The following is a 26,784-nucleotide window of genomic DNA, read 5'->3' as shown; positions in this document are numbered from 1 at the left end:
GTACCAATCGCTCGCAAGGACGCTTTGCGAGCGCAAACAAAAAATACAACTATAAGATGTATAATGGACGTAAACCAGCTTACGTCAAGGTCGTGAATGGCCCATCGTGATGCGTTTACTGCCCGGAAACGTTTACCCCACGTTTACCATGTTCGTCGCAGTTTGCCGCAAAGCGCTTCGGTCGAAGGTCCGGCGGCTTTCGGCTTGTTATGGAACAGTTGGGGTAGGGATGGTTCAGCAATCCCGAATTTCTAGGCATCACAAATCGCAGGAAGCGCCTGTTTCGGCGTCGCCGCGAACGCCAACGGTTGGCGATTGGATGCAAAACGTCCTCGGCCAAGCGCCCGCAAACCAGTCGCCAGCAACCGCCCCGCAAACCCAGTCCACGGACGACTGGGCGACGTCGCCTGGCGCCAGCGCGCAGATCGATGATGGATTTGTCGCCCCCAGCCAGCAGCCCGGGCCTGACCTTCAGTCTCGTCTCGCCGCGATTGCCAAGAATATCGAAAGCCTGGAGAACAAGGTCACCGGAAATGGCGGTCTTGCGCCGGCCGCGCCCGAGCCGACGGAGAACCCGCAGCACGCCGATCTGCCTGCCCCGTTGCCGGTTGCCGATGAGTCCCAAATACATCAGCAAGTGGCTCCGGATGTGCCGACCGCTGCCCAGGATCGCGATTACGATCCGTTGGAAGCCTTGCGCCGCAGAAAGCGGGAATTGGACAGTGGGGCCGGGGAACCCGATGTCTTTGCTGCCGACGAGCCGCAGCCGCAGCCGCGATACCAGCCTGACGTGGCGCCCGCCGCGCAGATGCCTGCACCACCGACCGTACCGCAAATTGACACCACCGCCCATCTTGATGCGCAGTTTGCCCGGCTGACCGATGCACTTGCCGACGTCCGATCGCTTGCCCAGTCCAGTGCGGAGCAGCAGGCCAACTTGGCAAGCCGTGCCCTGCCAGCGCTTGAGGTTCTGCCGACGCTACAGTCGCAGGTTGCCGCTCTCGAGCAGCGACTGATGGAGCAAGGTCAGCCCGTCGACATTGATCAAAGCGATGGGCTTTCCAAGCTGGAGGCACAAATCGGTGCCGTGCAGCAAACCTTGGCGCATATGCCGACCCCGGACGCAATCCGATCGCTTGAAGAGGGCTACCACCATATCCTTCAGCGCCTGGACGGCCTGAAGGGAGATGGCACCGCCGACGAGAAAGTCGACGCGCTGTACAGCGAAGTGACAGGCTTGCGAGAGGCGCTGGACACGCTGAGCCAGAGCGGGACTGGTGCTGTCCTCGATGAGATGCGCAGTGCGCTCTCGCGTCTTGAGAGCGATGGGCAGACCGATCAGGCCCGGATAACCGCAGCGCTGGAAGAAGTCTCGCAATTGGCACGCGGCATGAGCCCCGATGCGATGCAGGATTCTATCGGAGCGATTGTCGAGCGCTTGGTGGCGCTTGAAGCCAGGATCGAAGCGCTTTCTTCACCGGATACCGGTAGCGATCAGACAGCCGAGCGGCTGGACGCTATCCAAAGCGAACTCAGTCAGCTGAGCCGCTTTCGCGACGAGATCGGCGCATTGCACAGTGCTCTGGACACGATACGCGACGAAGTGCGCGATACCTCACCATCGCCCGTTGATATGTCGTTCTTCGACAATCGACTTGGAGCGATTGACCGCATCGAGCAAGCGACTGGTGGATATGGCGAGCAGATTGATGCCCTCAATCAGCGGCTTGAAGCGCTCGGCGGGAACCTTGCCGATCAGTCGGAAGTGGTGCGCCAGGTGGCCGCGCTCTCCCGCCAGGTGGATACGTTCACCAATACGATTCCCGTTCGCGAGATCGAGCAGGCCCTTCTGGATTTAACGGGGCGCGTGACGGCCCTCCAGGAGGACGACACCAATGTTCGGCTGACGACGGCAGTGCACGTTTTGAACGAGCGGGTCGACGCCTGCATCGCCGCGATGCCCAACGGCGACGCGTTGGTTGATGCGGTTGAGGCGCGGCTCGAGCCCCATTTCGGTAAGTTGGACAGCAAAGTCGATGCCATTTACCAGGCAATTTCCGCGGAAGACGGTCCGATCATCGATGCAATTGCTGCACGTATCGAAAAGCTCATCTCCTCCATGCCCGGTCCGCGTGCCGATGAAGGGTTGGCTCAGCTAGAGCAGCACATTGTCGACCTGAATAGGCGTTACGACGAAGCAGGTATGATCAGCCGCGACGAAGTGCGTGAGCTGAGCGGTGAGTTGTCGCGCGTTCGTGCGAGCGTTGAGCTCGGCACCAATAACGATCTGCAGCAGGCGATCGCTGACCAAGTTCGGCAGCTCGCCGACAATTTTGACGCCGCCCGGCAAAGTGGCAACGCTGCCATGCTGCCAGCGATCGAGAATCAGATTCAGGCCCTGTCGAGCCGCATCGATGCGCTTGGTGCATCAAGCCAAAATTCGGAAAGTACGATGCTTTCCGATGAGGTGGCGCGTCAGATCCAAATTGGCTTCGGTCAGATGCGCGCGCAGGCACCGGCCCCAACACCCGCTGTGGTCTCGTCTCCCGAGGTCGGAGAGCTGCGGGCTGAACTTGTTGGGCTGCGCCAGTCCGCTGGGGAGCAAGATCGTCGCCTGCACGAGACACTGGGCTCCGTCCAAAACGCGCTTGAAACGGTGATCGCCCGGATCGAGAACCTCGAGTCGGACGATAAGGCGGCTCTCAGCCTTGCACAGCAAAGTCGCCAGGCCGCAGCACCGGCCAAGCCAGCGGTTGTTTCAGACGTTTCTTACGATGCTCCAAGTGCGCCGATGCACGCCGAAGTGGTCAGCCCGGAGCATCCAGAGGCGGCGGTTGAAGCAGCCGCACCAGCGCCGGCCGTTCAACAACCTGGCGATGCCCAAGACCTTTTGAGGCAATTGTCGGGGGCCATGGATGCTGACGGGGAGCCGTCCGACCTGGAAGGCGCAGCCGAACGTGCCGAGCCGCGTCAAACGCGCGCGGAGAAACGAGCAGCAGCAAAGCAGGCCAAAAAGGGTTTGGCCGATGAAAGTGGTGCCCAGCGCGCAAGCTTTATTGCCGCCGCGCGCCGAGCAGCCCAGGCCGCAGCGCTGCAGGCTGCCTCTGGTGCTGAACCGGGGAGCGTTGCCGCCTCCGATGCGGTTGCCAGACTGAACGCACTTGATGGCGGTGGCGGGACCAAAGCCGACGGCGAGCGCATCGAGCCGGGCATGACCGCCGATGGCCATCAGACCTGGAAAAAGCCTGATACGCACGATGAGGCCGATGTAGGCGCAGGCCATAGCCCCGATGCAGACGTCGATCCCGAAACCGGCGTTGCCATGCCGAAAGACGATGGTTCGGTTGCCACCGCCTTCAAGGGCAAGTTTAGAAAAGAGCAAAAGCCAAAAGACAAATCTGGCACTCCAAAGCGCCCTCTATCCCGTGCCGCAACCGTCGCCATTGGCCTGTTTGTGATTGGGGTGACCTTGCTTTTGGCAGGTTTCTTTGTGACGGGCAGCCGAAACGACACGGTTGTCGCACCGCTTTCCCCAAGTGTTGGCACGACAACACAAGAAACGGGCGTCCGGGTCGTTGGCCCCGAAGAAAGTTCGCCGGTCACCGACGTGGCTGCCGCAGCATCGGAAGGCGCTGTATCTGCCAATGCGGCAGCCGAAGGCGCGCTCGCGGCACTCGAAGCGGAAACGACAGAAAACACTGAATTGAGTGAAGGCTTTCAGCGTGGTGAAACGCCGGTGATGGATGTGACGCCTGGTGTTGCCGGAGACGGTGAAGCCGCGCTTGATCCTACGAATGCGTCCGTCCAAAGCGCGCAAGATGCTGACGCCGTTCCAGCCGATGCTCCGACCGCCGAAACCGCGTCAAGCAATGGCATGGGGCCCCTGTCTGGGCTGACGCCACCCGCGCTGCCGACATCGGTGGCTGACTCCTTGCCCGAAGCAATCGGTTCGCCGCGCCTGCGTGTGGCGGCGGCCGGCGGCGACCCGGCTGCGCAGTTTGAGATCGCTGTACGCTACACCGAAGGCCGATTTGTAGCGCAAGACTTTGCGGCAGCCGCCTATTGGTATGGTCAGGCTGCTGAGCAAGGCATTGTTCCTGCCGCTTACCGGCTTGCGACGTTCTACGAGCAGGGCAGGGGCGTCGAGCGGAGCCCGGAAGCTGCCATCGCTTGGTACGAATTGGCTGCCATGGCCGGCAATCCGCGTGCGATGCATAACCTCGCTGTGATGGCAGCTGAAGGGCGCAGCGGGCCTGTAACCGGGGTTGATGGCCCTGATTTTCAACGGGCAGCAGCGTGGTTCGAGCCCGCAGCCTCACGTGGTCTGTCTGATAGCCAGTTCAACCTGGCGGTCCTGTTTGCGCGGGGTATGGGCGTCGAGCGCGATCTGATGCGGTCCTATCAGTGGTTCGCGCTCGCCGCACTTGCCGGAGACGAAGAAGCGGTTGCCCGGCGCGATGAGGTCGCAGCAGTTCTGGGTCAGGAAGCTCTTGCGCTGGCCACCGCGCGGACGGAAAGCTGGCAGGCCATTCCAGTCGCCTCTGCTGCCATAGCCGTTCCGCAGCCTGAAGGCGGATGGGATGACGACGTCCCCGCGCGCGCTGAAGCAAGTGCGACGCGCGATATGGTGGCGATTGCCCAGAGTCTTTTGGCCGAGCGCGGCTATGATCCGGGTCCGGCGGATGGCCTCGTGGGTCCGCGGACAAGCGAGGCGGTTCGGGCGTTCCGGCAGTCGGCGGGTCTCGGTGACTCCGAACAGATCGATGCCGCTCTGCTGAATGCATTGCGTGAGGGCTCACAACTCTAGAGCAAATTTACCAAAACCGTGTCGCACAGCGCTCTTATCTGGTGGTTAGATGTGCGTATCCCGCCCGATTGACCGGTTACGGCACCGCACGCCATACACGACACACGGAACGCATAGCGGGTGCGTAGCCGCATCTTGACCTCCGCGGACGCGATCAAACCCCATGCAGATTTATCTGCCCATCGCCGAACTGGCCGTAAACATGTTCATTATCTTGGGCATGGGGGGGGCGGTCGGCTTTGTGTCCGGTCTTTTCGGGGTTGGTGGCGGTTTCCTTTTGACGCCTTTGCTGATCTTTTCGGGCATTCCTCCAGCGGTCGCCGTCGCAACGGTCACGTCTCAGGTCGTCGCCTCATCCACCTCCGGCGTTTTGAGTTACTGGCGCAAAGGCGGCGTCGATTTTAAGCTTGCGGGTGTTCTGCTGTCCGGGGGTATTGCAGGATCTGCCATCGGGGTCTGGCTGTTCAGCGTTTTGCGCGACCTTGGCCAGCTCGATCTGATCATCTCCGTATCCTACATGCTCTTTCTGGGCGCCGTGGGCGGGCTGATGCTGATCGAGGCCAGTAGGGCCATTTGGCGAGGAAAATCAGGACGCCAGGTGTCCGCTCCACGTCCACGCAAACGCGGCATTGCGCAGGCGCTTCCGCTGAAAGTCGCGTTCAAAAAGTCGCGCCTGTATATTTCTGTCATTCCCATCGTCGCGCTGGGCATGTCGATCGGTTTCATTGGCGCTATTCTCGGCATCGGTGGCGGGTTCATCATGGTGCCTGCGCTGATCTACCTTCTGCGCGTACCTGGAACCGTCGTCATCGGTACCTCGCTTGTGCAGATTCTGGTCACCATGGCGGTCGCCACGATCCTTCATGCGCTGACAACGGGTTCGGTCGACATCGTTTTGGGCTTTATCTTAATGGTCGGCGGTGTGATTGGGGCCCAGTTCGGCGTGTCCGCCGGTCAAAAACTGAAAGGTGAACAGCTAAGGCTGCTCCTTGCTCTCCTCATCTTGTCGGTGGGCGTGCGTTTCCTGGTCGATTTGGTCGTCCAACCGGTCGATCTTTTCTCAGTCGCGCAGGTGCTGAGATGATCCGGTTCGTCTTATCGATTGTTTGCGTTTGCTTGCTTTGTACGTCCGGCAAAGCTGAGGATCTTCTTGTAACGTTGTCTGAGCGCACCGTTGACATCACCTCCAACTTCACGGGGTCGGCAATCACCGTCTTCGGTGCGGTGCTACGCGATGCCGCCACCGTGCCCCGCGCTTCTGACTACGATGTGGTCGTAACCGTCACTGGTCCGACGGTTGATGCGATTACTCGTCGGAAAGACCGCGTTCTCGGTGTCTGGATCAACCGCGAGGCCGAAACGTTCGAGAATGTGCCGAGCGCTTATTCGGTGCTATCAAACCGACCTGTTCAAGAGATTGCCCATCCTAACCTGTTGCGGCGCTTTCAGATCGGAATAGAGCATCTGCTTGTCGCGGCGCAAAACGATGACGAAGAGGGCACGGACGATCAGGCTGAGGGGTTGGGGTCGGTGATTTCAGCGGCAAGCCGGGAAGGCGTTTTCGGCCGTGCCTTTTTGCGCCTTCAGACTGAAAACGAGATTTATGCCGCGCGCCCGGAGGCCGTTGAGATCATAAACAACCAGCTTTTTCGGGCGCGCGCAACGTTTCCGGCGGACGTCCCATTGGGCAACTTCACGGTTCGCGTTTTTCTGTTCTCCGGTGGCGTGCTGCTGGCGGAAGACGAGGTTGCGATCCTCGTGCGCAAGACCGGTTTTGAGCAATTCATATTTTCGGCTTCGCAAGGTCAGCCCGTCGTGTATGGCCTTCTCGCCGTTGTGCTCGCACTGTTCACCGGTTGGTTGGGTGGGGTTGTGTTTCGTCGCTCATGACTTAGCTCAACGACTGTCGCGGCGGGCCAATATCGTCACCATCCAAGCTGAGTGAATCCATGAAGTTCGATCTTGCGTCGGTACCCCGTGCACCCCTGTGGCTCGGCTTGTCCGGCGCTTTACCTTTCGCCGGTGGTGTTATGACCTATGCATCAGGTGGTATCGGCCCGGTTAGCGCACCCTTCGCCTTACAGTCGACGTTGGCATACGGCGCCGTCATTCTTTCGTTTCTTGCCGGTATCCGATGGGGTTTAGGGCTGCTGTTAGCCGATGCTGCGCGGCGTGATGCGCGCCTTTCCGTATCCGTCGTTCCATCGCTATTGGGCTGGGTTGCGCTTCTTCTCCCCGCGTTCCCCGGGCTGGTCCTACTCGCCATGGCGTTTGCAGCGCAGGGAGCGTGGGATGCGGGTGACGCAACTCGGGACGGCGCACCGGACTGGTACCCAACATTGCGGATCCTGCTGACCGCGATCGTGTGTTCGCTACTGACCGTCTTAGCGGTTCTAACGATTGTCTAGCGAAGACCGTCACGTCCAACCAAGAACACGCTTGCCGGGCACAACGAAGACCCGCGAGCGACCGCAAACGTAGGCGGTGAAGGTCTCGGCTTCGAAGAGGGGGCGGAACGGTTTCGCCGACAGGCACAGGCCCCCTGCGTAGGCACCAAACGCGGGCAGGATCATCCGCCGCCCGTCGGTGGCAAACGCAGGGCGCCGGGCGGATCCCCCGCGACCTATGACCCGTGCGGCGGGGTGAAGATGCCCGGCCAGTTCCATCTGATCCGCCGCGAGAATGCCACCGGGATGATGCCGCATGACGACGGGGCCGACGGTGATCGCGTCAAGGCTTTGCCCACCAACTCCTGATGGTGGCTCCGGGTCATGGTTGCCGGTAATCCAGATCCAGTCTGTGGTTGTCGCAATCAACCCTACCAGCTGCTCACGGTCAGTCTTTGATAGCCGTTCCCATGCCGTCCGGTCATGAACGCTATCACCGAGTGCAATGACTGTTCGTGGCGCATAAATCTCAATCAGACTGGCCAGTTGGCGAAGCGTTGCTGCCGTATCGTAGGGCGGAAGATGCGTGCGGAAGCGGGCGAATGATGAGCCTTTTTCAAGGTGCAGGTCGGCAACGATCAACGTTTGTTGATCAGGCCAGTACAGCGCGCCCGCCCGGTCTGCGACAAACTGGGCGTAATCGAGATCAACACGCGCGCTTGTATCTGTATCGTGCTCAGCCTGCTGCTGCATCCACGCAGCCATCGCCTCACGCCTCCAAAGGTATCACGCGCCGAGAAAAATCGGCGGTCGCCGGATTGCTTGGTTGTCTCCCATTGCCTCGTCGATCATCGCTTCGGCATCTTCAAGCACCTGATCGCGCGCTTCGCCATAAACAGGTTCACGGCCCACTTCGAGCATGATCGGAACCGCTAATGGCGAAATGCGTTCAAGGCGTTGATGGGTGATTCGACCCTCAATCCGCGCAAGCATAGTTCCCAGTCGAGCAATGTCGAGAAGCCCGGTCGCCGCATCGGCCCATGTCGCTTGCAACAGGATATGATCCGGCTCGTGCTGGCGAAGCACGTCATAGATCAAGTCGGTTGAAACGGTCACTTGCCGACCTGATTTTTCTTTACCGGGATGGCGCCGTTCGATCAGTCCCGAGATAAGGGCACAGGCCCTGAAGGTCCGCTTGAGCAGGTAGCTCTCGCCCATCCACTCTTCGAGGTCATCGCCAAGCATCGATTGCGCAAAAAGGTCATCGAGCCGCATCCGCTTATCGGTGATCATCTCGCCAAAGTCGGCAAGACCCCAAATGCCCAGTGCATAGTCGGTGCCAACGAATCCAAGAGGCTTGGCGCGCATGCGTTCCATGCGCCGGGTCAACAGCATGCCCAGCGTCTGGTGAGCAAGGCGGCCCTCGAATGGGTAGCAGATCAAATAGTGCCGTCCGCCGCGTGGAAAGGTCTCCACCAACAGCCCATCACGGCCGGGAAGGGCAGACTTGTCGTTTTGCATGCGCAACCAGTCACCTACCTGATCGGGAAGAAGGTGCCAGTCGTCCGGCGTGGCCAATGTCCGGCGAACTTCACTGGCAAGGTAGGTCGATAGCGGGAACTTTCCGCCCGCGTAGTAGGGAATCTTTGGGGTCTCGGTCGTCGTCCGCGAAACCAGCGCGTCTTCCTCGTGGATGCCCTCCAGTTTCACGACCTCGCCGCCGAACAGAAAGCTGTCGCCCGGCACAAGGGTTTCAAGAAAGTACTCTTCGACCTGGCCGAGAATTCGTCCGCCGCGGAGCGCACCTTTCGATCGTTGTGCTGCTTGTTGGGCCGAAACCAGCTTCACGTTGAGCACTGGAACATCGACGATTGTTCCGGCGTTGAGCCGATACTGCTGCGCGACGTCGGGGTTGGAGATGCGCCACTTGCCGTCCTTGCGCTTGCGGATGCGCGCATAGCGCTCATAGGTCTTCAGTGCATAGCCACCGGTGGCGCAAAACTCGACAACCCGTTCGAAAGCTTCAAACGTCAGAAGGCGATAAGGGTAGGCCGACCTGACCTCCGCATAGAGATCTTGGGTTTCGAACGCATCCGCGCACGCCATACCCACAATATGCTGCGCAAGAACATCCAGGGCGCCGTCACGGATCGGCGGCGTATCCTGGGCGCGGTCGTAGTTAGCTTTGAGCGCTGCGCGGCACTCCAGTACCTCGAAGCGGTTCGCTGGAACCAAAATCGCCTTTGAAGGTTCGTCCATCCGATGGTTGGAGCGGCCGATGCGTTGGGCCAAGCGGCTGGCACCTTTTGGTGCCCCCATGTGAATGACAAGATCGACATCGCCCCAATCGATCCCAAGGTCGAGCGTGGACGTCGCCACGACGGCTTTAAGCGCGTTTTGCGCCATCGCCTGTTCGACTTTCCGGCGCTGCCCCACATCGAGCGAGCCATGGTGCAAGGCGATTGGCAGGCTTTCCTCGTTGATCGCCCACAACTCGCGAAAGATCAGCTCCGCCTGCGACCGGGTATTGACGAAAATAAGCGTCGTGCGGTGATCCTTGACGGCTTTGAGCACCTCGCCCATCGCGTAACGGGCCATATGGCCAGCCCATGGCAGGCGTTGTTCGCTGTCGAGGATCGAGATATCCGGCTTCGCCCCGCCTGCCACCGTGACGATCTCAGCGGTATGCGTTGCACCGCCCGATTGCGGCACCAGCCAGCCGGCGAGTGCCTCAGGGTCGGCAACGGTGGCCGATAGTCCGGTCGCGGTGAGGTTGGGCGCGAGCTGGCGCAAGCGAGCAAGTCCGAGCGCGAGGAGATCGCCGCGCTTGGATGTCACCAGCGCATGCAGTTCATCGAAGATGACGCGTTTGACGTTTCCAAAAAAGCGATCGGCGTCGACATGCGATAACAGGAGTGCCAACTGCTCCGGGGTTGTCAGCATGATATCGGGCGGATTGCGCTTCTGGCGCTGCCGCCGGGAGGCGGGCGTATCGCCTGTCCGCGTCTCAATGCGCAGATTGAGGCCCATCTCTTCCGCGGGCTGAGTCAGATTGCGCGCCACATCAACCGCCAGCGCCTTAAGCGGCGAGATGTACAGAGTGTGTAGCTCGTGCCGTCTTTGCTTCGGTCCGCGCTCGATGCGGTCCGCCACATCGGTGAGAGATGGAAGAAAGCCCGCTAGGGTTTTTCCAGCGCCGGTCGGGGCGATAAGCAGCGTATCGCGTTGCTTGCTCGCGTGGGCAAGCAGAGCGAGCTGGTGTGGTCGGGGTTCCCATCCGCGCGACGAAAACCATTGCGAGAAAGCTGGCGGCATAGCCGATGCCAGCATTGCACGGTCGCTGTTAACGTTGCTGCCGAACGATGAACTGGGCGCTTGGCTGTCGCTCGGCATTCTCATACAGTGTTTGCCGTTACGTTCATATTGATTCCTGTCCGCGGCAAGAGGGGCTGCCATGTGCCAGCGTAAGATGCGAACTTCCGTAGTCTTGATATGGGCTAGTACGGCCTTGCTTGCCACCGGTGCGCAAGCTCAACTTGTCACAGAACCTCTTGCCGACGACCAGTTCCACGTTGTGCAGACTGACGACGGGCTTTTGCGGATCAATCGACGCACGGGCGACGTTTCACAGTGTCGAAACGAAGATATCGGATGGGTCTGCCGCCTGTCGCCCGATGATCGTCTCGCATACGAGGCCGAGATCAATCGTCTGGATACCGAGAACGAACGGCTGCGTGCCGAAGTCGACCAGCTCGAACAGGTTGTTGCGAGTGCCGGTCAAGATCGGGCTCCCGACAATGAAATTGCGTCGAGGATGGGTCTCCCCAGCGATCAGGAAATTGATGTTGTGATGGATACTGCTGAAGAAGTTATGCGTCGCTTTTTTGGTATGGTGCACCGCTTGCGAGACGACATTCAACAAAATCCTTCCGCCGATCAGCTCGAGTAGCTCTCATCAAATTCGGCGACTTTTTGGTGCAGGTGCTTCAGGTTTTCATCGGGCCACGGCATGGCCCGTCTAGCCGACAGGTCAAGCATGAGGCTGGTTATGGTCGCTTCGGCGATAACCGTCTCGGTCATCTGATTGACGATCAGGTGACGATAACTCACCGTCTTGCGCGTGAACGCTACGATAGCGCTGCGGATGTCGACGACATCTCCGGCTTGGGGCCGCGTGCCGTAGCGAAGTCTCAATTGGACCGCTGCGCGACCCCAGCCCCGCTCTCGCAGCCAGTCGTCGGTTGCACCTGCTTCCGCCCAAATATGGGTGGCAGCATCAGAAATGATGCCCACCAGGTAATGGTCATTTAGCCTGGGACCGTTGGTACTTTCCGCCTCTGGCCCGAACGCGTCGTTTGGCACAACCCCCTTATAGGTAACCGGTAGCCGATCCAGCCCGCTCACATGGAGGGTTTGGTTGGCGTCCAATCCTCCGGTTTTGGGCAGAGCATCTGCGCTTGCAGACGTTAGATCAAACGCCGAAAGGTCTTCGCGCTCGACATCTGGCAACAAGTCAAGCGCTGTTGCGGACAGCAGTGGTTCGCCGTTCACCATTCTGTGGCTGGCGTACAGCCGGTGTTCGAGCGCCACTTGTCCACCGTCGATCGCGACGATCGCCGTCGTACCGTTGACCGGTTCGCCGCCTCGCAATTCGGCATGAAAGCGGATCAGCCGGGAGGTGCGATGCGGTATCTGCCAGCGCGCTTCAACCAGAAAGGCCCGCACAGCATCGTCGAACCGACGCGCATAGGACTTGATATTGATATGATCGTTCTCGTCGCACTCCCAACTGTTTGCGGTGTCGCGAAGCGTCTCGATGGGCCCTATCATGGTGTTGTATCTACCAGCGTATCGATGAAAGCGTGTGTGGCAGTCTCGGCCTCTCGCGAGATCTGCAAATCATAAACGTGGAACACATGGCAGCCGCCTGGCGCGACAGCAAGCTCCGAGCGTACGCCAGCTGCACAAAGACGGCTGTGCAGAAACAGGCTGTCGTCCAGCAGCGGGTCGGCGGTCCCAACGCTGATGAAACATGGCGGCAGTCCTTCGAGGGACGCGTAAAGCGGGGACACAGCTGGGCTGCGCGGCTCTATGAAAGCTGGCACATAGTTTGCCGCAAACAGGCTTATATCCCGGGTATTGAGCACCAGCTTGTCAGAGCCCCAGCTGCGTGCCGACGGCGTTAAAGACAGGTCAAAACACCCCGCAAGCAGGACAAGGCCCGCAGCATCGAGGCGGCGCTCGCGTAGCCCAAGTGCGGTCAGGACTGCAAGGTTTGCCCCCGCCGATTCGCCGCCAAGGACAACTGGCAGCCCCTTTGAAAAGGCCCAAAGTGCTGCGGTCATGCAATCGTCTGGTGCAGCGGGGAAGGGGTGTTCTGGCGCGAGGCGGTAGGCGACGCTTGCGCACAAAAAGCCGGTTGCGTTGGCAAAGCGCGCCAACATCGGGTCCTGAAAATCAGCCTGCCCGTACATCCATCCCCCGCCGTGGATGTGAAGGAAAACACCGCGCGGTTCACCCACATCCGGTGCGATCACCCTCAGTCGGACGCCGTCCTTTTCTATCCATTGAGCAGCCTCAAGCTTAGGTTCCAGCGGGAATGGTCCTTTGCCCTCCGCGCGCGCCTTTCGGATAATGTGGGGCGGGCTCGCCCATGGATCAGCGAGCGCGGAGAGCGTTTCAAGCAAGCTCTGATTGAAGGTCTCAGTTTCTTTAGAAACCAAAGAGGGATCGAACGGGTTTCGGGCGGCAGCCACACCATGGCAGGCGCTGAATGCGGATGGCGGCTCGGAAACCGCGTCGGGTGTTTCAGTCATGCACGGCTACTTCTCAACAAACCAAATAGCATCGCCTTCGTAAAACACTGCTGAGGAAGTCAAAACCCACAAGGCTCCGAAATGCCAAAATCACAGCTGATATGGCCCATTACCATTGCCACCCTCGGTGTTGTGTTCATTGGCCTTGTGGTCTGGGCGTCAACATCCGCCAACTTTCTGGAGAGCTTCTCGGCGATCGCCAGCGATCCCTGGGGTGTTGTTTCGCTTTTCGATCTCTACCTGGGTTTTGTTCTTTTCGCTGTCATTATCGCATTTGCGGACGGCTGGCGCGCGGCAACTGCCTTATGGATCGCCGCACTTTGTTTGCTGGGCAATGCAGTTGCAGTTGTTTGGTTGCTCTTGCGCTGGCAGTCTCTTCGGGCCCGGTTGTCCTCGCTGCCCAAGGAGTAGGCAGCTAGTTTAGCACTTTCTGATACGCAAGAATGCCTACTAAAGGTGCATAGGGCTTGAAATTACTGTCACAATCGGAATGATGCCGAAAACGGTTTCAATAGAAAGCGGCGCGTAATCGGGCTGCCGCTCAAATCGGGGGCAATCATCAATGTCAACTGGCCAGCATTTCATCATCGCCGACGACCATCCGCTGTTTCGCGATGCGTTGAAGATAACGGTGGCAACCCAGTTTCCGGGTGCTGCTATCTCAGAGGCAGGCGATATCGATGCTGTCACCGCGCAGTTGCAGGCAGGCGATGATGTCGACCTTATCCTGCTCGATCTGAACATGCCGGGCGTTCAAGGCTTCTCTGGTCTGATGTATTTGCGAGCCCAGTATCCAGCGGTTCCGGTTTGCATCGTCTCCGCAACCGAAGATCAAGCCATCATTCGTCGCGCCCTTGATTTTGGTGCCGCCGGGTTCATGCCCAAGTCACTTCCTGTTGAGGAGATTTCCGAAGGAATCGAAGCGATCCTTGCGGGTGATATCTGGACGCCGCGCGGTCTCGACCTCGCAAATGCTCCAGACGATGACGAGGCGGCAGCGCTAGCCAAGCGCTTGTCTTCGCTAACGCCCCAACAGGTGCGCGTCCTTATGATGCTCAGCCAGGGCTTGCTCAACAAGCAGATCGCTTATGAACTCGGCGTTTCCGAAGCGACGGTGAAGGCGCATGTTTCTGCGATCCTGCAAAAGCTGAACGTCGAAAGTCGTACTCAGGCCGTCATCGCTGCTTCGCGCATCGAGATGGGCAATTGGCAGGATGCCGTCGCTGAGCTGGCGCACTAGTCGCACGTACCTTGCGGTTACCATCGATAACTCTGACCTGGGGGCGCAGTCTATTCTGCGGCCGCCGGGTCTACGGCGCGATACTTCGCTAAAAGGCCTCTCAGTGCAGCCGGTTTAATCGGCTTGTGCAGGATATTCATGCCGACACGCTCGGCCTGTGTTTTTGTTTCTTCAGACCTATCCGCGGTGATCAAAATAGCAGGGACGCTGGCGCCAAATGTCCAGCGCAGTGCTTTGACCGCCTCAATGCCTGTGCCCTCGTCAAGATGGAAATCGGCCAAGATGACGTCTGGCCTGAGCTGGGCATTTGCAGCTTCCGCCTTCAGGTCCTGTGCTGTGGCACCGACGACCGAGATCGCGCCCCAACGGCTCAAAAGTCCTTGCATCCCATCAAGTATTGCCCGCTCATTGTCGATACAAAAGACCACCATGCCTGCGAGATCAGCGTTGCGCCCGGGCGATGATGCGGTCGACAGCCGCGGTATGTCGCTTGCCGGAGCCGGGAGAGGTAGTTCGACCGTTTGCGGGAGCTTTACTGCAAAACACGATCCTTTCCCTTGCTTTGACGCAACGGAGATATCGAGATCGAGAACCTGCGCAATCCGATCGACGATCGATAGGCCAAGCCCAAGACCACCTGCGGTCCGCGCACCGTCGTCGAGGCGCTTGAACTCCTCAAAGACGACCCGCTGTTCGCGTTCTGACATACCGATCCCGGTGTCATAGGTCGCGACGACGCCAGGCTTGCCGCGTCGGCGAACACCCACAACCACGCCGCCATCTTTGGTGTACTTAATGGCGTTGGAAACCAGATTTTGCAGCACCCGCTTGAACAGGCTGCGGTCGGTACGGATCGCGAGGGAGCTTTTAACAAAGCAGAGCCGCAACCCTTTCTCGCGCGCGATTGGTCCAAATTCCAACTCGAGCTGATCAAACATGTCCTGCAGCGGGAAAATGCTGGGATCAGGCTTCATAACGCCAGCATCAAGCCTCGATATGTCCAGAAGCGCGCCAAGGATATCCTCGACGGCGAGCAGCGACCGATCGATGTTTTGAGCTTGCTTGTTTGCTGCACCGGGGAGGTCAGTTGCTGTGAGCGTCGAGGTGTAGAGGCGTGCCGCATTCAGTGGTTGAAGGATATCGTGACTTGCTGCTGCTAGAAACCGTGTCTTTGAAATGTTGGCACTTTCAGCGACCTGCCGGGCGCGATCGAGCTCCTGGTTGACTGCGGTCAGTTCCTCCGTGCGGTCTCTGACCCGTTGTTCGAGATCCTCGTTGATCTGCGCAAGATCTTCGGCGGCGCGTTCCCTTTCCGTGATGTCGGTGAAGGTCGTCACGATGCCGCCGTCGGGCATCGGGTTGGTCCGCACTTCCAGAACCAATCCAGACGGATGAAGGGTTTCGGTAAAGGTGGTCATGTCCAGCACCATCCGCTCGATGCGCGCGTCCACCAACCGACTGGGGCTACCCGGTCCGAAACCGCCGGCCTCCGCGATGTGTCGCAATATCGTGTGCAGCGACGTTCCCACCTGTCCAAGCTCGGGTGGTACGCCGAGCAAATCGCGAAACTGCCGGTTCCAGCAGATCAGATTGAGGTCGCGGTCGTACACCGAAATGCCCTGTCGCACTTGATCGAGTGCGGTTTGCAACAGGTCCCGATTGTATTGGATAGCCGAGCTGGCTTCATCGAGCAGTTTCATCGCCTCTCGAGAGGAGGTTTGATGACGGCGTAGCATCAGCGTCATGACAAGCCGCGAGGACGCAGCGCCGATCGCACTGGCTAGCAGCTGCTCTGCGAAGCGCAACGCGTGAATATCGGCTTCGCTGGACGGGAGCAGGCGAGCACCTTTTTCCTGCGCGAAACTCTGAAAGGACCGTCGCGTCCTTTCTTCGCCCAGGTAACGCGCAACGGTCGCCTGCAGCTCGGCAATGTTCACCTTCGTACGGGCCATGCGCAGCGCGGGTGTCGGAGAGAGGTCTGACGGCACGAAGATTTGCGCTTGGAGCCGCTCAATAGGTTCAGGTCGCCGCGCAAGAGATACAAGGAAGTACGCGCCGATGTTCGCAACCATGCTCCAGAAGACGCCATGGGTTAGCGGATCGAATGCAATCGTGAACAGCTGCTGCGGATGCAAGAACATCAGGCCAAACGGCCCACTTTCCAGTAGTCCGCCCGGTAGCGCGCCCGAGGCGATGAGGTTGGGAACGAGCAGCGTGTAAGTCCATACAGCCAAACCCGCCAGCATCCCCGCCACCGCGCCACGCGCAGTCCCACGCTTCCAAACCAGGCCAATGAAGAAGGGTGGGGCCATCTGCGCGATCGCTGCAAAGGAAAGCAGACCGATATCGGCCAACGCCGCCGTGCCGCCGGCAACGCGGTAATAGACATACGACAACAAAACGATTGCGACGATCGCGGCGCGCCGAATGTTGATGACCAACCGTCCCAACTCGTGGGGCTGCCCGCTCGCGGCGCGCTGACGAACGACAAATGGCATGACAAGGTCGTTGCTGATCATGATTGACAACGCAACGCACGCCACGATGACCATCGCGGTTGCCGCCGAAAGACCACCTATGAAGCCGATCAAAGCGATCGCTTGCGCGTCAACGCTCATCGGCAGGCCCAGAACAAAGAGGTCCGGATCCATCTGTCCGCCAAGCAGGATCTTGCCTGCGAGCGCTATGGGCAGCACGAAAATGTTGATGGCGATCAGGTACGCTGGAAACAACCAGCGGGCCCTCTGCAGTTCCGCAGGGTGATTGTTCTCGACGACCAGAATGTGAAACTGCCGCGGCAGTAGCATCACTGCGCATGCGCTCAGAAACGTCATGGCAATGAAACTTCCACCGGAAATTGAGCTTGTGATCGGCGCCAAAGCACCTGCCTCAGCGGCTTGATTGACGAGGTCGCCGAACCCATCGAACATGCTGAAGGTTACGAAGGCACCGACAATCACAAACGCGACGAGCTTTACCACCGACTCGGTTGCAATCGCCAACATCAACCCATCTTGATGTTCGCTTGCATCCACCGTTCGTGTGCCAAATAGGATTGCAAACGCAGCCAGGGCCAGAGCGATCAAGAACGCGGTATCCGAAACGAAGGTCGGGTTAAGCTCCACAGCCGGCGGGAGGAAGAATAGCCCTACGGAGCTCGAGACAGCCTTCAACTGGAGCGCAATGTACGGAACCACCCCAATAAATGAGATGATCGCCGCAAGCGCAGCAACGCTCCCGTTCTTGCCATAGCGAGCCGACAAAAAGTCAGCGACCGAGGTGATCTTTTCTGCTTTTGAAAGCGCAATCACATGACGCAGTAAGGGTGCCGCGAGTGTGAGGATCAAAATCGGGCCTATGTAGATTGTAAGGAAGTCGAGCCCGCTGACCGCCGCCAGTCCGACTGACCCGAAAAAGGTCCAGCTTGTGCAATAAATAGCTAGCGCCAAGGCATACATCGTCGGTCGCGGACGCCTGATGGGGTTCCGCGCCGCTCTCTTGTCACCGTAGCTCGCGAGCCAGAAAAGCAAGCCGATATACAGGAGCGCGGCCGCTAGGGCTAACCAACTGGGAACCAAGCCGACGCCTCCAAGCCAAACGGGCCCCGCCGTGCCCGCTGACCGTATGAAAATCTCACCAACATTTCAGGCGATAGCGTACCGCCCGAACCGGTTTCCGCGCAAGTTGTCGATTGATTTGGTATGCTCACTTGATGGCTGTATGCCGCATAAGCGGCCGCATATTCATGCGCAATTACCAACGATTTGCGCTTTTCAAGGTCATGGTTGCTCCGTACTGTTTCGCATCACGATTTTACGCGGTGCGTGCGTACAAACGAAGCCGCCGACAGTTTTACCACCGAACACAAAGCAGGAGCGGTTGCGTGCTTAAGGAATTCAAAGAATTTGCCATGAAGGGCAACGTGCTCGACTTGGCAATCGGCGTTATCATTGGTGGCGCCTTTGGTACAATCGTGTCGTCGATGGTTGACGATGTCATCATGCCGATCGTTGGGTCAATTTTTGGCGGCCTCGACTTCTCCAACTATTTCCTTGGCTTGTCTTCCGCGGTCGATGCGTCGACCTTGGATGCTGCCAAAGAGCAGGGAGCCGTCCTCGCTTATGGCAGCTTCATCACGGCGGTCGTCAATTTCCTCATCATCGCGTTCATACTGTTCCTGGTGGTCAAGGGTGTAAACAACATGAAGCGCAAGGAAGAAGAAGCGCCCGAGGCACCGCCCGAGCCCTCAAAAGAAGAAACGCTTCTGACCGAAATACGCGACCTTATGGCCAAGCAGGTCAATTAGGCCCTAGCATCTCGCAACTTTCGCAGACGTGCGATAAGATTGATCGCGGGCCCTTGCGGCCCGCTTTTTCTTTGGACAGCATCAGTACGACCGGGCTTGCTTCATGGCCATGACCTCCCCCACGCCTTCCACTCAGCCAGACGCCGCCAGCATTGCATTGCGGACCCCGCCAAGCGGCATTGTCGGGATCATGAATTATGGTCGGGCAAGACAAGGTATTATGCCGCTTTGGGCAGGTGAGGGCGATCTGCCAACACCCGCTTTCATTCGAAAGGCCGCTGCGGAAAGCCTTGAAGCGGGAGAAACATTCTACACTTGGCAAAGAGGCTTACCGGAACTTCGCGCTGCCTTGGCCCGGTACATGGGCCGATTGATTGGAACGCCACATGACCCTGATCGGTTTTTTGTAACGGGTTCGGGAATGCAGGCCATTCAGATCGCGGTTCAAATGGTCTTGGACCCGGGTGATAGCCTCATCGTTCCCTCCCCGGCTTGGCCAAACATCGTCACGTCCGCTGGCGTGCGGGGGGTTCATGTCGCTGAGATCCCGATGCCATTTCAGGAAGGTCGGTTCACTCCGGACCTTGATGCTATCGCGCTGGCGGCGCGTGATGAGCGCGCGCGCGCAATCTTCATCAATTCGCCCTCCAATCCCACCGGGTGGGTCGCGGATAAGCAAACGCTGAAAGCAATCCACGACCTCGCCGAAGAACACGACCTGTGGATAATCGCCGATGAGATCTACGCACGCTTCGTGTACGGAGGTGCGGCGCTTGAAGGCTCCGATCCGATGCGTGCGCCCTCTTTCAAGGACGTTGCCCCGCAATCATCGCGGGTGATTTACGTCAACACGATGTCAAAGAATTGGGCGATGACGGGCTGGCGGGTTGGCTGGGTCGAGGCACCGAGCCACATGGGGCAGATCGTGGAAAACCTGATCCAGTACTCAACCTCCGGGGTGGCTGCATTCATGCAGCGCGCCGCTTGTGTTGCGCTCGATGAGGGCGATGCGTTTATCTCGACGCAGATTGACCGGGCGACGCTCAATCGCCAAGCGCTTGTCGATGCTCTCAGTCCACTCAACAGTGTGGAAGTCAGTGCTCCCGACGGCGCGTTTTACCTGTTTTTCAGGGTGCACGGGCAGGACGACACGAGCGCGCTTGCACGTAGATTGGTGGACGATCTTAGAATTGGCTTAGCGCCGGGCACTGCATTCGGCCCGGGCGGCGAGCCATTTCTGCGTCTGTGTTTCGCGCGGGATCCCGCTCAAATCGCCGATGTGGCCAATGGCTTGGCCGGTTGGATTAGAACAAATCCCTAGTCATTTGAACCTATAGGCACGTTTTCAAACCGGTTTGAATATGGCAATTTAACCCTCAGCGCGCTGAGGAAAGGGCGATAATGCCCAAATCGGTTTCAGAGGTACGCCTCGACAGTCTTCTCGATACCGCCGTTGATGGGGTCATCCTCATCAACGACGAAATGAAGATTCTTGTCTTCAATTCTGCCTGTGAACAGCTGTTTGGGTATGCATCCGTGGAAGTTGTTGGCCGCAATGTATCGATGCTGATGCCGACTGATTATTCGTCCAAGCATGATGATTATGTTCATCATTATATGAACACGGGTGAGAAGAGGATCATTGGGATCGGTCGTGAAGTGAGTGGCCGGCATAGGGATGGTAGCGAATTTCCCCTTGAGCTATCCGTTGGCGAGGCGCTCACGCCTGAGGGTCGTCAGTTTGTTGGTATCTTGCGTGATTTGCGTCCGCGCAAAGCGGTCGAACGTCGAGTGAACCAGCTTCAGGCTGAACTTGTTCACCTAGCTCGCGTCTCTGCGATGGATGAAATGGGCTCTGCGGTTGCGCACGAACTCAACCAGCCGCTTACAGCGGTGATGCTTTATTTGCAGGCGGTCACACGGCGTATGCACGCGTTGAATGGTGATGGCCCGAAAGATCCGATGCTGCTCGAGACGATCGAAAAGGCTAAGCGCGAAGCTGAGCGGGCGGGCAACATCATTCAGCGGATGCGACACTTTGTTGAAAAGCGTGAGCCCGATCGCCGCACAGTTCACCTGTTCCAGCTGCTTGATGAGACACTCGAACTGACCCGCGTTGGGACGAATTCGGAAGGTATCCGCATTGATGTGACGCTCTCGGATGAGCTTCCAACTGTTGAGGCCGACCCGGTCCAAGTTCAGCAGGTGATGGTCAACTTGCTGCGCAATGCCTTCGAAGCTGTCCGTGGCAGCCTTGATCCACACGTGAGAATCTCTGCGGAGGCTGACAAGCACTTCGTAAGCGTCGTTGTCGAAGATTCAGGTCCAGGAATTCCGCAGGAAGTCCATGAGCGGCTGTTCAAGGCGTTTTCGACTTCCAAACGCACAGGAATGGGCCTCGGGCTGTCAATCTCCCGATCCATCGCACAAAACCATGGCGGCGACCTCACGGTCGACCCCGGCGGCAAGCCCGCACCCGGGCACCTATCAGGAGCTCGTTTTTTCTTAAAGTTACCGCGCACCGAACTACCCACCAGCACCACACTTCCCGAACAAGTAGGCGATGCGCCAAGCGCGGTAACAATGGCCGGCGCATCGTTTTTTCGCAAACGTCAAACCTCAGGAGGCCGACAATGATGGCCCGCTCAATGAATGCCGAGAACGCCGTTTTCATCGTTGATGATGACCCAGCAGTTCGCGATGCGCTGTCCGTGGTTTTCTCGCTTGAAGGGTTCGATGTCGAAACCTTCGATTGCGGTGATGCATTCCTCGGCGCTCTGCCGAACCTCCCGCAGGCATGCGTCCTTCTCGACGTTCATATGCCCGGACGATCTGGGATGGAGATACTCAAATCGATCAGCCCCGATACATACAGGGCGCCGGTCTTCATCATCTCCGGCCAGGGCGATATCCCGATGGCAGTCTCTGCGGTCAAATCAGGCGCGTTTGACTTCATCGAAAAGCCGTTCGATGCCGAGACCGTTGTCCAGCGGGTTCGTGAGGGTATCAAGACGGTGAAGGCTCGCCTGGAAAACGATCAGGCAAACGTCGTCGAGCACCCCGATCTGCAATTGCTCACGCCTCGTGAGCGTGAAGTTCTCGAGCAGATTACCGCCGGCGCATCAAACAAGGAAGCCGGTCGCACCTTGGGTATCTCGCCAAGGACGATCGAAGTGCACCGAGCACGCATTATGGAAAAGCTCGGCGCCAAAAACGCTGCAGATCTTGTCCGGATCGTCTTGTCTGGGTCGATGACAACAGGTGACGACGCTCGCTAGGTGCACGTAATCGCCTGTACGAAGTATGCGCTAAGCGCTTGCCCTAATTCCTGAGCTGCGCTGCAAACCCCATACTACGACCAACCAAATGACGGTGTGGTCCGTTTCGGCGCGCGTGCGTATGCAATGCGTCCCATGGATGTATAGGTGCCCCCTACCGTGACTGTTATCATACTCGAAGATGATCCTGCGGTGTGCGATGCGATCGCCACGTTCGTCAAACAGATGGGCTACCCCATCTGCACCTATCATGATGCAGAGAGCTTCTTCGCGGCGCCCGTCCCGGGTGGAGAAGACATGGTTATCGTCGATATTGGGCTTCCTGGCATCGACGGAACGCGGGTGATCGATTGGCTCAACGCTCTTGCTGATCCTCCACGCGTGTTGGCCATCACAGGCCAATCACAGACCGCGATCCGCGAATTTCTGGAAGGCATGCCGCGGGTCGATCTCCTGCGCAAGCCGCTTTCGGCCAACGAGCTGGCGATCTACTTCTAACGCCGGCAGCGTTCCATCGTGTGTTGGCGTCGCCAAGCTGGAGCAACCTGCAGCATCCAATATGTGGCACCATATCGGCCAAGGCTTATACGTATTAAGCCCGAGCGGGTCTCAGCCAAGGTGCCATCGTCCGCCGTAACCGATAACCTTCCGCTTATAACGGCATGTAGTTCGCAGCCCTCGCTATCTGTGCCTTACGCGCAGCCCGGGCCAAGACGAAAAAGGCCGAGGGAACGTGAAAGGATACGGCATGCCGCTTAGCCAGTTGAGCCATGAGGTCGGAACACTCGATGGCGCTCTGAGCGGCAACCCGTTGCCACCGGATGTCGGATGGGAGGGTTTGCGGCAGTCGCGAACAACCCGCCAGCAGACATGTGAAGCGCACCACATGGTGTACTTTGAAGGCGATCAAGCAGCCCATATCTACGAAATCACGTCGGGTTCAGTCATGCTTTACAAGCTGCTGCCGGACGGCAGGCGGCAAGTTGTGGAGGTGCTCGGTCCCGGGGACCTGTTCGGTTTCAATCTGGACGCCTACCATGATTGTTCCGCTGAAACGCTGGTCCTGACGGTTTTGACGGTTTTCAACCGGCGTGAGGTTGAGCAATCAAGTGCCGCCCAGTCGCATCTCACACGTTGCGCTTTGCAGCAGGTTTCAGCCATGCACAACCATGCGGTTTTGTTGGGCCGGAAGTCGGCTTATGAGCGCGTGGCCACCTTCCTGATGCGATTCGTACCCGACAGGGGAACCGACAGCTGCCCCGGACCAAGTGATCCTAATCGTGACGAAGGCCGCGTGGTTCTGAATATGACCCGGCAGGAAATCGCGGATTATCTCGGGCTGACGATCGAGACTGTGAGCCGGGTCATCTCCGACATGAAGCGTAAGGGCGTCATCAGGCTCGAGCGCCATGACCAAGTTGTTATCAACCGGATATGTTCCTTGTGCCAGCTGACCGGGATACACGCCGACGAGACCTAGGTGTCGCGATCCCGCGGGCGTGAGCGCAACGCCCCGTGTTGGTGCAGCGCTCTGATAAGCTAGTCTTTATATGTCGCTGTGTGTGTATTGCACCGCTTGCTCTGGTTTGGAGAAGGTGTGAAACGACCGCGCCCATTTTACCTTTGGCACGCACCGCTGCGCTGAGCGCTCGCACGCATTCGGCCAAACATCCAAGTTTGCTGCCGTATCATTTAGCCCTATGAAGCCGCATGCCCACGCCCCAACCTGAAACAGTGCGCGACGTGCAGAGGCGCTGGCATCGCCGGCCCGCGATACAATGAAGGCAATCGGGTGGCACCCTAAGCGTTTTCTTGCCGCTTTTCGGCGTGGTCGTTGGACATGGGCGACGCTGATCACCGGGGCCGCCGGCGGCGGCCTGATGGCGCTTACAGGGCTGCCAGGTGCGTGGATCACCGGTTCTATGCTGGCGGTCGCATCGGCGGCATTGTCGGGAATGCCGACGCGCTTGCCGGTGCCGCTTGTCTCGGTGGCATTCGTGTGCATCGGCGTCTCGATGGGTGCGGGCGTCACACCTGAAACGCTCGCTCGGCTTCCAAGCTGGCCGGTCTCGCTGGCTTTGGTGGCGGTGTCCGTCCCGATCATTGCAGGCGCGATATTCTTCTTTCTCACCCGCCGCGCAAAGTGGGACGCCCCCACAGCCATGCTGTCGGCATTGCCCGGCGCGTTGAGTTTCCTGCTCGCGCTTGCCCCGTCCACGAAAGCCGACATACCCCGCGTCGCAACCCTGCAATCCACGCGCGTCGCTATGCTTGTTGCCGTCTTGCCTGTCGCCGCTGTCTGGTTGAGCGACCCGGCCCCAGCTCAGGTCGCGGAAACCCTGTTGATTGGGCTTGATGGGGCGTTGCTATTGGCGGTCGGTGGCATCGGTGCTGCCATTCTCGCGCATCTGTTGTCTGTACCGGCTGGACTTCTCGTGGGTGGACTTGCGGCCAGCGCTGCGTTGCACGGCTTCGGTCTGATCAATGGTGTCATCCCCGAAGTGGTCACGGTTTGTGGCTTTGTGGTGCTGGGCACCATGATCGGGACCCGTTTTTTGTCCGTTACTTGGTCCGCGCTCGCCGGCATCCTGGTTGTCTCGCTGGAAAGCTTTGCAATCGGGGCGACAATAGCTGCGGCGATGGCCCTTGCCACGGCCGCTATCACTGGCCTTGAAGTGCTGAAACTGCTGCTGGCGTTCGCTCCCGGCGGGCTGGAGGCGATGGTGGTTCTGGCCTTTGCGCTAGACCTTGATCCAGCTTTTGTTGCCGCCCATCATCTTGCGCGCTTCCTGCTGATCGCGCTCCTTGCCCCGCTTGTTTTCCAGCGCCTGGGTATGATGCAGGTGGCGCAAGCGCCCTCTGGCGACAAGGCGATCGCGTCGCCGCCGCAAGGGACCCAGATGGACGAGAAGCGGGCATAACTGCCGTTTCTTTCCTCAGTACCTAAAGCTCCCATCAGCTTGTCCTCCTCATCGAGCCAGTGCGGCTCGGTTCATTTGAGGAGACATCATGAGCGATCCCCTGTGGCTCGAACAGGCCCAACTCCACCTGGGCACCAAGGAATGGGCAGGCGCGCGCCACAACCCCGCGATTGTGGCGTTCTTTAAGCTGGCCGGCTTTCCTGGGTTTCGCGACGACGAGACCCCGTGGTGCGCGGCCTTTGCAAATGCGGTCCTGAAGCAGGCCGGCCATGTTGGGACCGGCAAACTGACGGCGCGCTCATTCCTAAAATGGGGACGCGCCTTGTATACGCCCGAGCGCGGTGCGGTCGCGGTCTTCCGCCGTGGGCGATCAACGTGGCAAGGCCATGTTGGTTTCGTGGTCGGATCAACGGCCACACATCTCGATATTCTGGGTGGCAACCAATCCGACGCCGTGACGTGCAGCGCGTATCCACGCTCGAAGCTGCTCGGTTTGCGCTGGCCGGCGAGCGTTCCTACCCAAACCGAACTGCGGACAAAAAGCTTTCTGAACCAGGAGACTCGTCCATGAGGACCCCGTCACAACTCGCCGTTGCCCTATGTGCGGCGCTGCCCCTCTTCCCAGACACTGCATCTGCCACGCCGGTTGAGTTCGGGTGGGCTGTTGATCTGGCCTTTCCGTTCATTGAAACACTCGTTGTGGGATTTGCGGCGCTCATTGTCGGTTGGGTAACGTCACGCCTCAATCGTCTGTTGGGCCTGAAACTTGATCGCGGGCATGCCGAGGCTCTGCAGCAAGCGGTGGAACGTGGGGTCCGGCACGCAGCATCGCTTGTGCGCGATGAACTCAAGCAGCGGGCTGTGCTTGATGTTGAGAGCCGGCTGGTGGCCGAGACCGCCATTTATCTGGAACAGCTTATGCCTGATGCACTGGCGCATTTTGGCCTGAACGACGAGACGCTTGACCGCTTGATCCGTGCGCATCTTAGCCCTGACTTGCTGCACCTGATGAACACACATCAGCCGGCAAAAGTGCGATGAGCGACTTGCTTGTCGCGCTGCTCGTTGCCTTGGCAGGGGTGCTGCTCGAGCAACTCAAACACTGGGCGCAACGCCAATCATCCGCACATCGCAGCGCAAGCCGAGACCTTGGGTCGGTGCAAAGGCATGTGGACGTCAGCGTCTCCAGCAATCGGCGAAGGCTCTCACGGGTCGAACACCTTGATGACCTTATCGACCGTGTTTAGCCGCCTGCTGCTAGCCGCCATATGCGCGGTTTGGCTTGCTGGATGTGCTGGCATGCCGAAGTCAGATCAGGTCATCGTGCCGCCTGCGCTGTGCAGCTTACCATCGATTGAGGTTAGCGAAGGCGTACGGCAATACCTGCGGGTGCCGACCGTGAACGGTGGCCAGGTACCAGATGGCTATGGGCAGTTCATACTTGATCTCGCGGTGTACCGAGCGGTGCACCGGGAGCTATGTGGCGGCCACAGCGGATAATCAAAGCTGTTGAGACAAATCGTAACCAGCCGCAGCGGCATCATTTAGAACCTCATCACGAGGCCGCTTGCGGATTTCCTGAAACGCCCAGAGCATGATGGAACGGGTCCCTGAACGACAATAGGCAAGAACCCCACCATCTGCGGAATCCAGCAGACTCTCCATCTGTGCAACGTGCTGCGGTCCGAACATGCCGGATGCTATGGGCAGATGATGGAAGTCGAGCCCAGCGTCGCGGGCGGCTGCTTCGATATCAGCAACTGTCGGCTGGCCGTGCTCCTCCTCATCTGGACGATTGCAGATAATGACTGAGAAGCCCGCGTCAGCGATTGCTCCCACATCGGACACCTTGATCTGAGGGCTGACTGCAAAGCTCTCCGTGACGGTTCGGATGTCCACCTTGGCTTCCTCTTTTTGCGGGGCGGTGAAGCACTTCTGGTCTGATCAGATTGCTCGAACCGGTTTCAATACGCTTGTCCTGAAGCATCGGTGGGACGCACGAATTGATTTACGTCATGCTTATGCTGCA

24 protein-coding genes are annotated in these 26,784 nt (G+C 58.9%); 18 read left to right on the top strand and 6 right to left on the bottom strand.

Features of this window, described 5'->3' with window-relative positions; all coding sequences use genetic code 11:
- Window positions 1–319: 319 nt before the first annotated feature.
- The 4 genes from AAF739_02145 (at window position 320) to AAF739_02130 (ending at window position 7,215) form a co-directional block, all read left to right on the top strand.
- Window positions 320–4,807, top strand: coding sequence for a peptidoglycan-binding protein (locus tag AAF739_02145; protein ID MEM6381448.1), 4,488 nt, complete (start codon window positions 320–322; stop codon window positions 4,805–4,807).
- 163 nt (window positions 4,808–4,970) lie between these two features.
- Entirely contained in the window at window positions 4,971–5,891 is a 921-nt protein-coding gene (locus tag AAF739_02140; GenBank protein ID MEM6381447.1) for a sulfite exporter TauE/SafE family protein, read from the top strand.
- Window positions 5,888–6,697, top strand: a complete 810-nt coding sequence (locus tag AAF739_02135; protein MEM6381446.1) for a TIGR02186 family protein — start codon at window positions 5,888–5,890, stop codon at window positions 6,695–6,697. Before AAF739_02140 ends, AAF739_02135 begins: the two co-directional genes overlap by 4 nt.
- Before the next feature lie 59 nt (window positions 6,698–6,756).
- A complete protein-coding gene (locus tag AAF739_02130) occupies window positions 6,757–7,215 on the top strand; it encodes a DUF3429 domain-containing protein (GenBank protein ID MEM6381445.1) in 459 nt (152 codons plus the stop codon).
- A gap of 9 nt (window positions 7,216–7,224) precedes the next feature.
- On the opposite strand, the gene pdeM is transcribed toward AAF739_02130, so the two are convergent.
- Window positions 7,225–7,959 carry a ligase-associated DNA damage response endonuclease PdeM gene (gene pdeM / locus AAF739_02125; protein MEM6381444.1) on the bottom strand — a complete coding sequence of 245 codons (735 nt, stop codon included), beginning with the start codon at window positions 7,957–7,959 and terminating at the stop codon, window positions 7,225–7,227.
- 21 nt (window positions 7,960–7,980) lie between these two features.
- Window positions 7,981–10,524, bottom strand: a complete 2,544-nt coding sequence (locus AAF739_02120; GenBank protein ID MEM6381443.1) for a ligase-associated DNA damage response DEXH box helicase — start codon at window positions 10,522–10,524, stop codon at window positions 7,981–7,983.
- A 139-nt stretch (window positions 10,525–10,663) separates the two neighbouring features.
- On the opposite strand from AAF739_02120, the gene AAF739_02115 reads away from it, so the two are divergent.
- Window positions 10,664–11,143, top strand: a complete 480-nt coding sequence (locus AAF739_02115) for a hypothetical protein (GenBank protein MEM6381442.1) — start codon at window positions 10,664–10,666, stop codon at window positions 11,141–11,143.
- On the opposite strand, the gene AAF739_02110 is transcribed toward AAF739_02115, so the two are convergent.
- Both AAF739_02110 and AAF739_02105 read right to left on the bottom strand, forming a co-directional pair.
- A complete protein-coding gene (locus AAF739_02110; protein MEM6381441.1) occupies window positions 11,131–12,024 on the bottom strand; it encodes a thioesterase family protein in 894 nt (297 codons plus the stop codon). The two genes, AAF739_02115 and AAF739_02110, sit on opposite strands and share 13 nt — an antisense overlap.
- The gene (locus AAF739_02105) at window positions 12,021–13,010 is read right to left on the bottom strand and encodes an alpha/beta hydrolase (protein ID MEM6381440.1); all 990 of its coding nucleotides are present in this window, start codon (window positions 13,008–13,010) and stop codon (window positions 12,021–12,023) included. The genes AAF739_02110 and AAF739_02105 overlap by 4 nt, the downstream gene beginning before the upstream one ends.
- Before the next feature lie 81 nt (window positions 13,011–13,091).
- On the opposite strand from AAF739_02105, the gene AAF739_02100 reads away from it, so the two are divergent.
- A complete protein-coding gene (locus AAF739_02100) occupies window positions 13,092–13,421 on the top strand; it encodes a hypothetical protein (GenBank protein ID MEM6381439.1) in 330 nt (109 codons plus the stop codon).
- Between the two features lie 151 nt (window positions 13,422–13,572).
- A complete protein-coding gene (locus AAF739_02095; GenBank protein ID MEM6381438.1) occupies window positions 13,573–14,250 on the top strand; it encodes a response regulator transcription factor in 678 nt (225 codons plus the stop codon).
- A gap of 50 nt (window positions 14,251–14,300) precedes the next feature.
- On the opposite strand, the gene AAF739_02090 is transcribed toward AAF739_02095, so the two are convergent.
- The gene (locus tag AAF739_02090; GenBank protein MEM6381437.1) at window positions 14,301–17,708 is read right to left on the bottom strand and encodes a PAS domain-containing hybrid sensor histidine kinase/response regulator; all 3,408 of its coding nucleotides are present in this window, start codon (window positions 17,706–17,708) and stop codon (window positions 14,301–14,303) included.
- 425 nt (window positions 17,709–18,133) lie between these two features.
- Here AAF739_02090 and mscL point away from each other — a divergent pair, with 425 nt between their 5' ends.
- From mscL to AAF739_02035, 11 genes are all read left to right on the top strand, one after another.
- Window positions 18,134–18,556 carry a large conductance mechanosensitive channel protein MscL gene (gene mscL, locus AAF739_02085; GenBank protein MEM6381436.1) on the top strand — a complete coding sequence of 141 codons (423 nt, stop codon included), beginning with the start codon at window positions 18,134–18,136 and terminating at the stop codon, window positions 18,554–18,556.
- A gap of 103 nt (window positions 18,557–18,659) precedes the next feature.
- Window positions 18,660–19,877, top strand: coding sequence for a pyridoxal phosphate-dependent aminotransferase (locus tag AAF739_02080; GenBank protein MEM6381435.1), 1,218 nt, complete (start codon window positions 18,660–18,662; stop codon window positions 19,875–19,877).
- Between the two features lie 80 nt (window positions 19,878–19,957).
- On the top strand, window positions 19,958–21,193 hold the full coding sequence (locus tag AAF739_02075; protein ID MEM6381434.1) for a PAS domain S-box protein: 1,236 nt from the start codon (window positions 19,958–19,960) through the stop codon (window positions 21,191–21,193).
- Entirely contained in the window at window positions 21,193–21,834 is a 642-nt protein-coding gene (locus AAF739_02070) for a response regulator (GenBank protein MEM6381433.1), read from the top strand. The genes AAF739_02075 and AAF739_02070 overlap by 1 nt, the downstream gene beginning before the upstream one ends.
- A gap of 159 nt (window positions 21,835–21,993) precedes the next feature.
- Entirely contained in the window at window positions 21,994–22,332 is a 339-nt protein-coding gene (locus AAF739_02065; protein ID MEM6381432.1) for a response regulator, read from the top strand.
- 250 nt (window positions 22,333–22,582) lie between these two features.
- Complete coding sequence (locus tag AAF739_02060; protein MEM6381431.1) at window positions 22,583–23,314, top strand: helix-turn-helix domain-containing protein; 732 nt, start codon at window positions 22,583–22,585, stop codon at window positions 23,312–23,314.
- A gap of 298 nt (window positions 23,315–23,612) precedes the next feature.
- On the top strand, window positions 23,613–24,755 hold the full coding sequence (locus AAF739_02055; protein MEM6381430.1) for an AbrB family transcriptional regulator: 1,143 nt from the start codon (window positions 23,613–23,615) through the stop codon (window positions 24,753–24,755).
- Between the two features lie 88 nt (window positions 24,756–24,843).
- The gene (locus AAF739_02050) at window positions 24,844–25,326 is read left to right on the top strand and encodes a TIGR02594 family protein (protein ID MEM6381429.1); all 483 of its coding nucleotides are present in this window, start codon (window positions 24,844–24,846) and stop codon (window positions 25,324–25,326) included.
- Entirely contained in the window at window positions 25,323–25,796 is a 474-nt protein-coding gene (locus AAF739_02045) for a hypothetical protein (protein MEM6381428.1), read from the top strand. The genes AAF739_02050 and AAF739_02045 overlap by 4 nt, the downstream gene beginning before the upstream one ends.
- A complete protein-coding gene (locus tag AAF739_02040) occupies window positions 25,793–26,002 on the top strand; it encodes a hypothetical protein (GenBank protein MEM6381427.1) in 210 nt (69 codons plus the stop codon). The genes AAF739_02045 and AAF739_02040 overlap by 4 nt, the downstream gene beginning before the upstream one ends.
- A gap of 52 nt (window positions 26,003–26,054) precedes the next feature.
- The gene (locus AAF739_02035) at window positions 26,055–26,255 is read left to right on the top strand and encodes a hypothetical protein (GenBank protein MEM6381426.1); all 201 of its coding nucleotides are present in this window, start codon (window positions 26,055–26,057) and stop codon (window positions 26,253–26,255) included.
- Here AAF739_02035 and AAF739_02030 read toward each other — a convergent pair whose 3' ends face one another.
- Window positions 26,256–26,654 (bottom strand): TIGR01244 family sulfur transferase, encoded by a 399-nt coding sequence (locus tag AAF739_02030; protein MEM6381425.1) that lies wholly within the window; start codon window positions 26,652–26,654, stop codon window positions 26,256–26,258.
- Between the last annotated feature and the right edge of the window lie 130 nt (window positions 26,655–26,784).

Source organism: Pseudomonadota bacterium, assembly GCA_039024915.1.
In the GTDB taxonomy this organism is placed as follows: domain Bacteria; phylum Pseudomonadota; class Alphaproteobacteria; order Rhizobiales; family MH13; genus MH13.
Note: the sequence above shows the minus strand (reverse complement) of the source record. Positions and strands in the feature narration are given on the sequence as shown.

Coding starts and splice junctions, on each gene's coding strand:
- AAF739_02045 (MEM6381428.1), top strand. CDS start 25,323: ATGAGGACCCCGTCACAACTCGCCGTTGCCCTATGTGCGGCGCTGCCC.
- AAF739_02075 (MEM6381434.1), top strand. CDS start 19,958: ATGCCCAAATCGGTTTCAGAGGTACGCCTCGACAGTCTTCTCGATACC.
- AAF739_02090 (MEM6381437.1), bottom strand. CDS start 17,708: ATGTATGCCTTGGCGCTAGCTATTTATTGCACAAGCTGGACCTTTTTC.
- AAF739_02110 (MEM6381441.1), bottom strand. CDS start 12,024: ATGATAGGGCCCATCGAGACGCTTCGCGACACCGCAAACAGTTGGGAG.
- AAF739_02105 (MEM6381440.1), bottom strand. CDS start 13,010: ATGACTGAAACACCCGACGCGGTTTCCGAGCCGCCATCCGCATTCAGC.
- AAF739_02080 (MEM6381435.1), top strand. CDS start 18,660: ATGGCCATGACCTCCCCCACGCCTTCCACTCAGCCAGACGCCGCCAGC.
- AAF739_02060 (MEM6381431.1), top strand. CDS start 22,583: ATGCCGCTTAGCCAGTTGAGCCATGAGGTCGGAACACTCGATGGCGCT.
- AAF739_02095 (MEM6381438.1), top strand. CDS start 13,573: ATGTCAACTGGCCAGCATTTCATCATCGCCGACGACCATCCGCTGTTT.
- AAF739_02100 (MEM6381439.1), top strand. CDS start 13,092: ATGCCAAAATCACAGCTGATATGGCCCATTACCATTGCCACCCTCGGT.
- AAF739_02040 (MEM6381427.1), top strand. CDS start 25,793: ATGAGCGACTTGCTTGTCGCGCTGCTCGTTGCCTTGGCAGGGGTGCTG.
- AAF739_02135 (MEM6381446.1), top strand. CDS start 5,888: ATGATCCGGTTCGTCTTATCGATTGTTTGCGTTTGCTTGCTTTGTACG.
- AAF739_02070 (MEM6381433.1), top strand. CDS start 21,193: ATGGCCCGCTCAATGAATGCCGAGAACGCCGTTTTCATCGTTGATGAT.
- AAF739_02055 (MEM6381430.1), top strand. CDS start 23,613: ATGAAGGCAATCGGGTGGCACCCTAAGCGTTTTCTTGCCGCTTTTCGG.
- pdeM (MEM6381444.1), bottom strand. CDS start 7,959: ATGGCTGCGTGGATGCAGCAGCAGGCTGAGCACGATACAGATACAAGC.
- AAF739_02145 (MEM6381448.1), top strand. CDS start 320: ATGCAAAACGTCCTCGGCCAAGCGCCCGCAAACCAGTCGCCAGCAACC.
- AAF739_02140 (MEM6381447.1), top strand. CDS start 4,971: ATGCAGATTTATCTGCCCATCGCCGAACTGGCCGTAAACATGTTCATT.
- AAF739_02035 (MEM6381426.1), top strand. CDS start 26,055: ATGCCGAAGTCAGATCAGGTCATCGTGCCGCCTGCGCTGTGCAGCTTA.
- AAF739_02050 (MEM6381429.1), top strand. CDS start 24,844: ATGAGCGATCCCCTGTGGCTCGAACAGGCCCAACTCCACCTGGGCACC.
- AAF739_02130 (MEM6381445.1), top strand. CDS start 6,757: ATGAAGTTCGATCTTGCGTCGGTACCCCGTGCACCCCTGTGGCTCGGC.
- AAF739_02115 (MEM6381442.1), top strand. CDS start 10,664: ATGCGAACTTCCGTAGTCTTGATATGGGCTAGTACGGCCTTGCTTGCC.
- AAF739_02120 (MEM6381443.1), bottom strand. CDS start 10,524: ATGCTGGCATCGGCTATGCCGCCAGCTTTCTCGCAATGGTTTTCGTCG.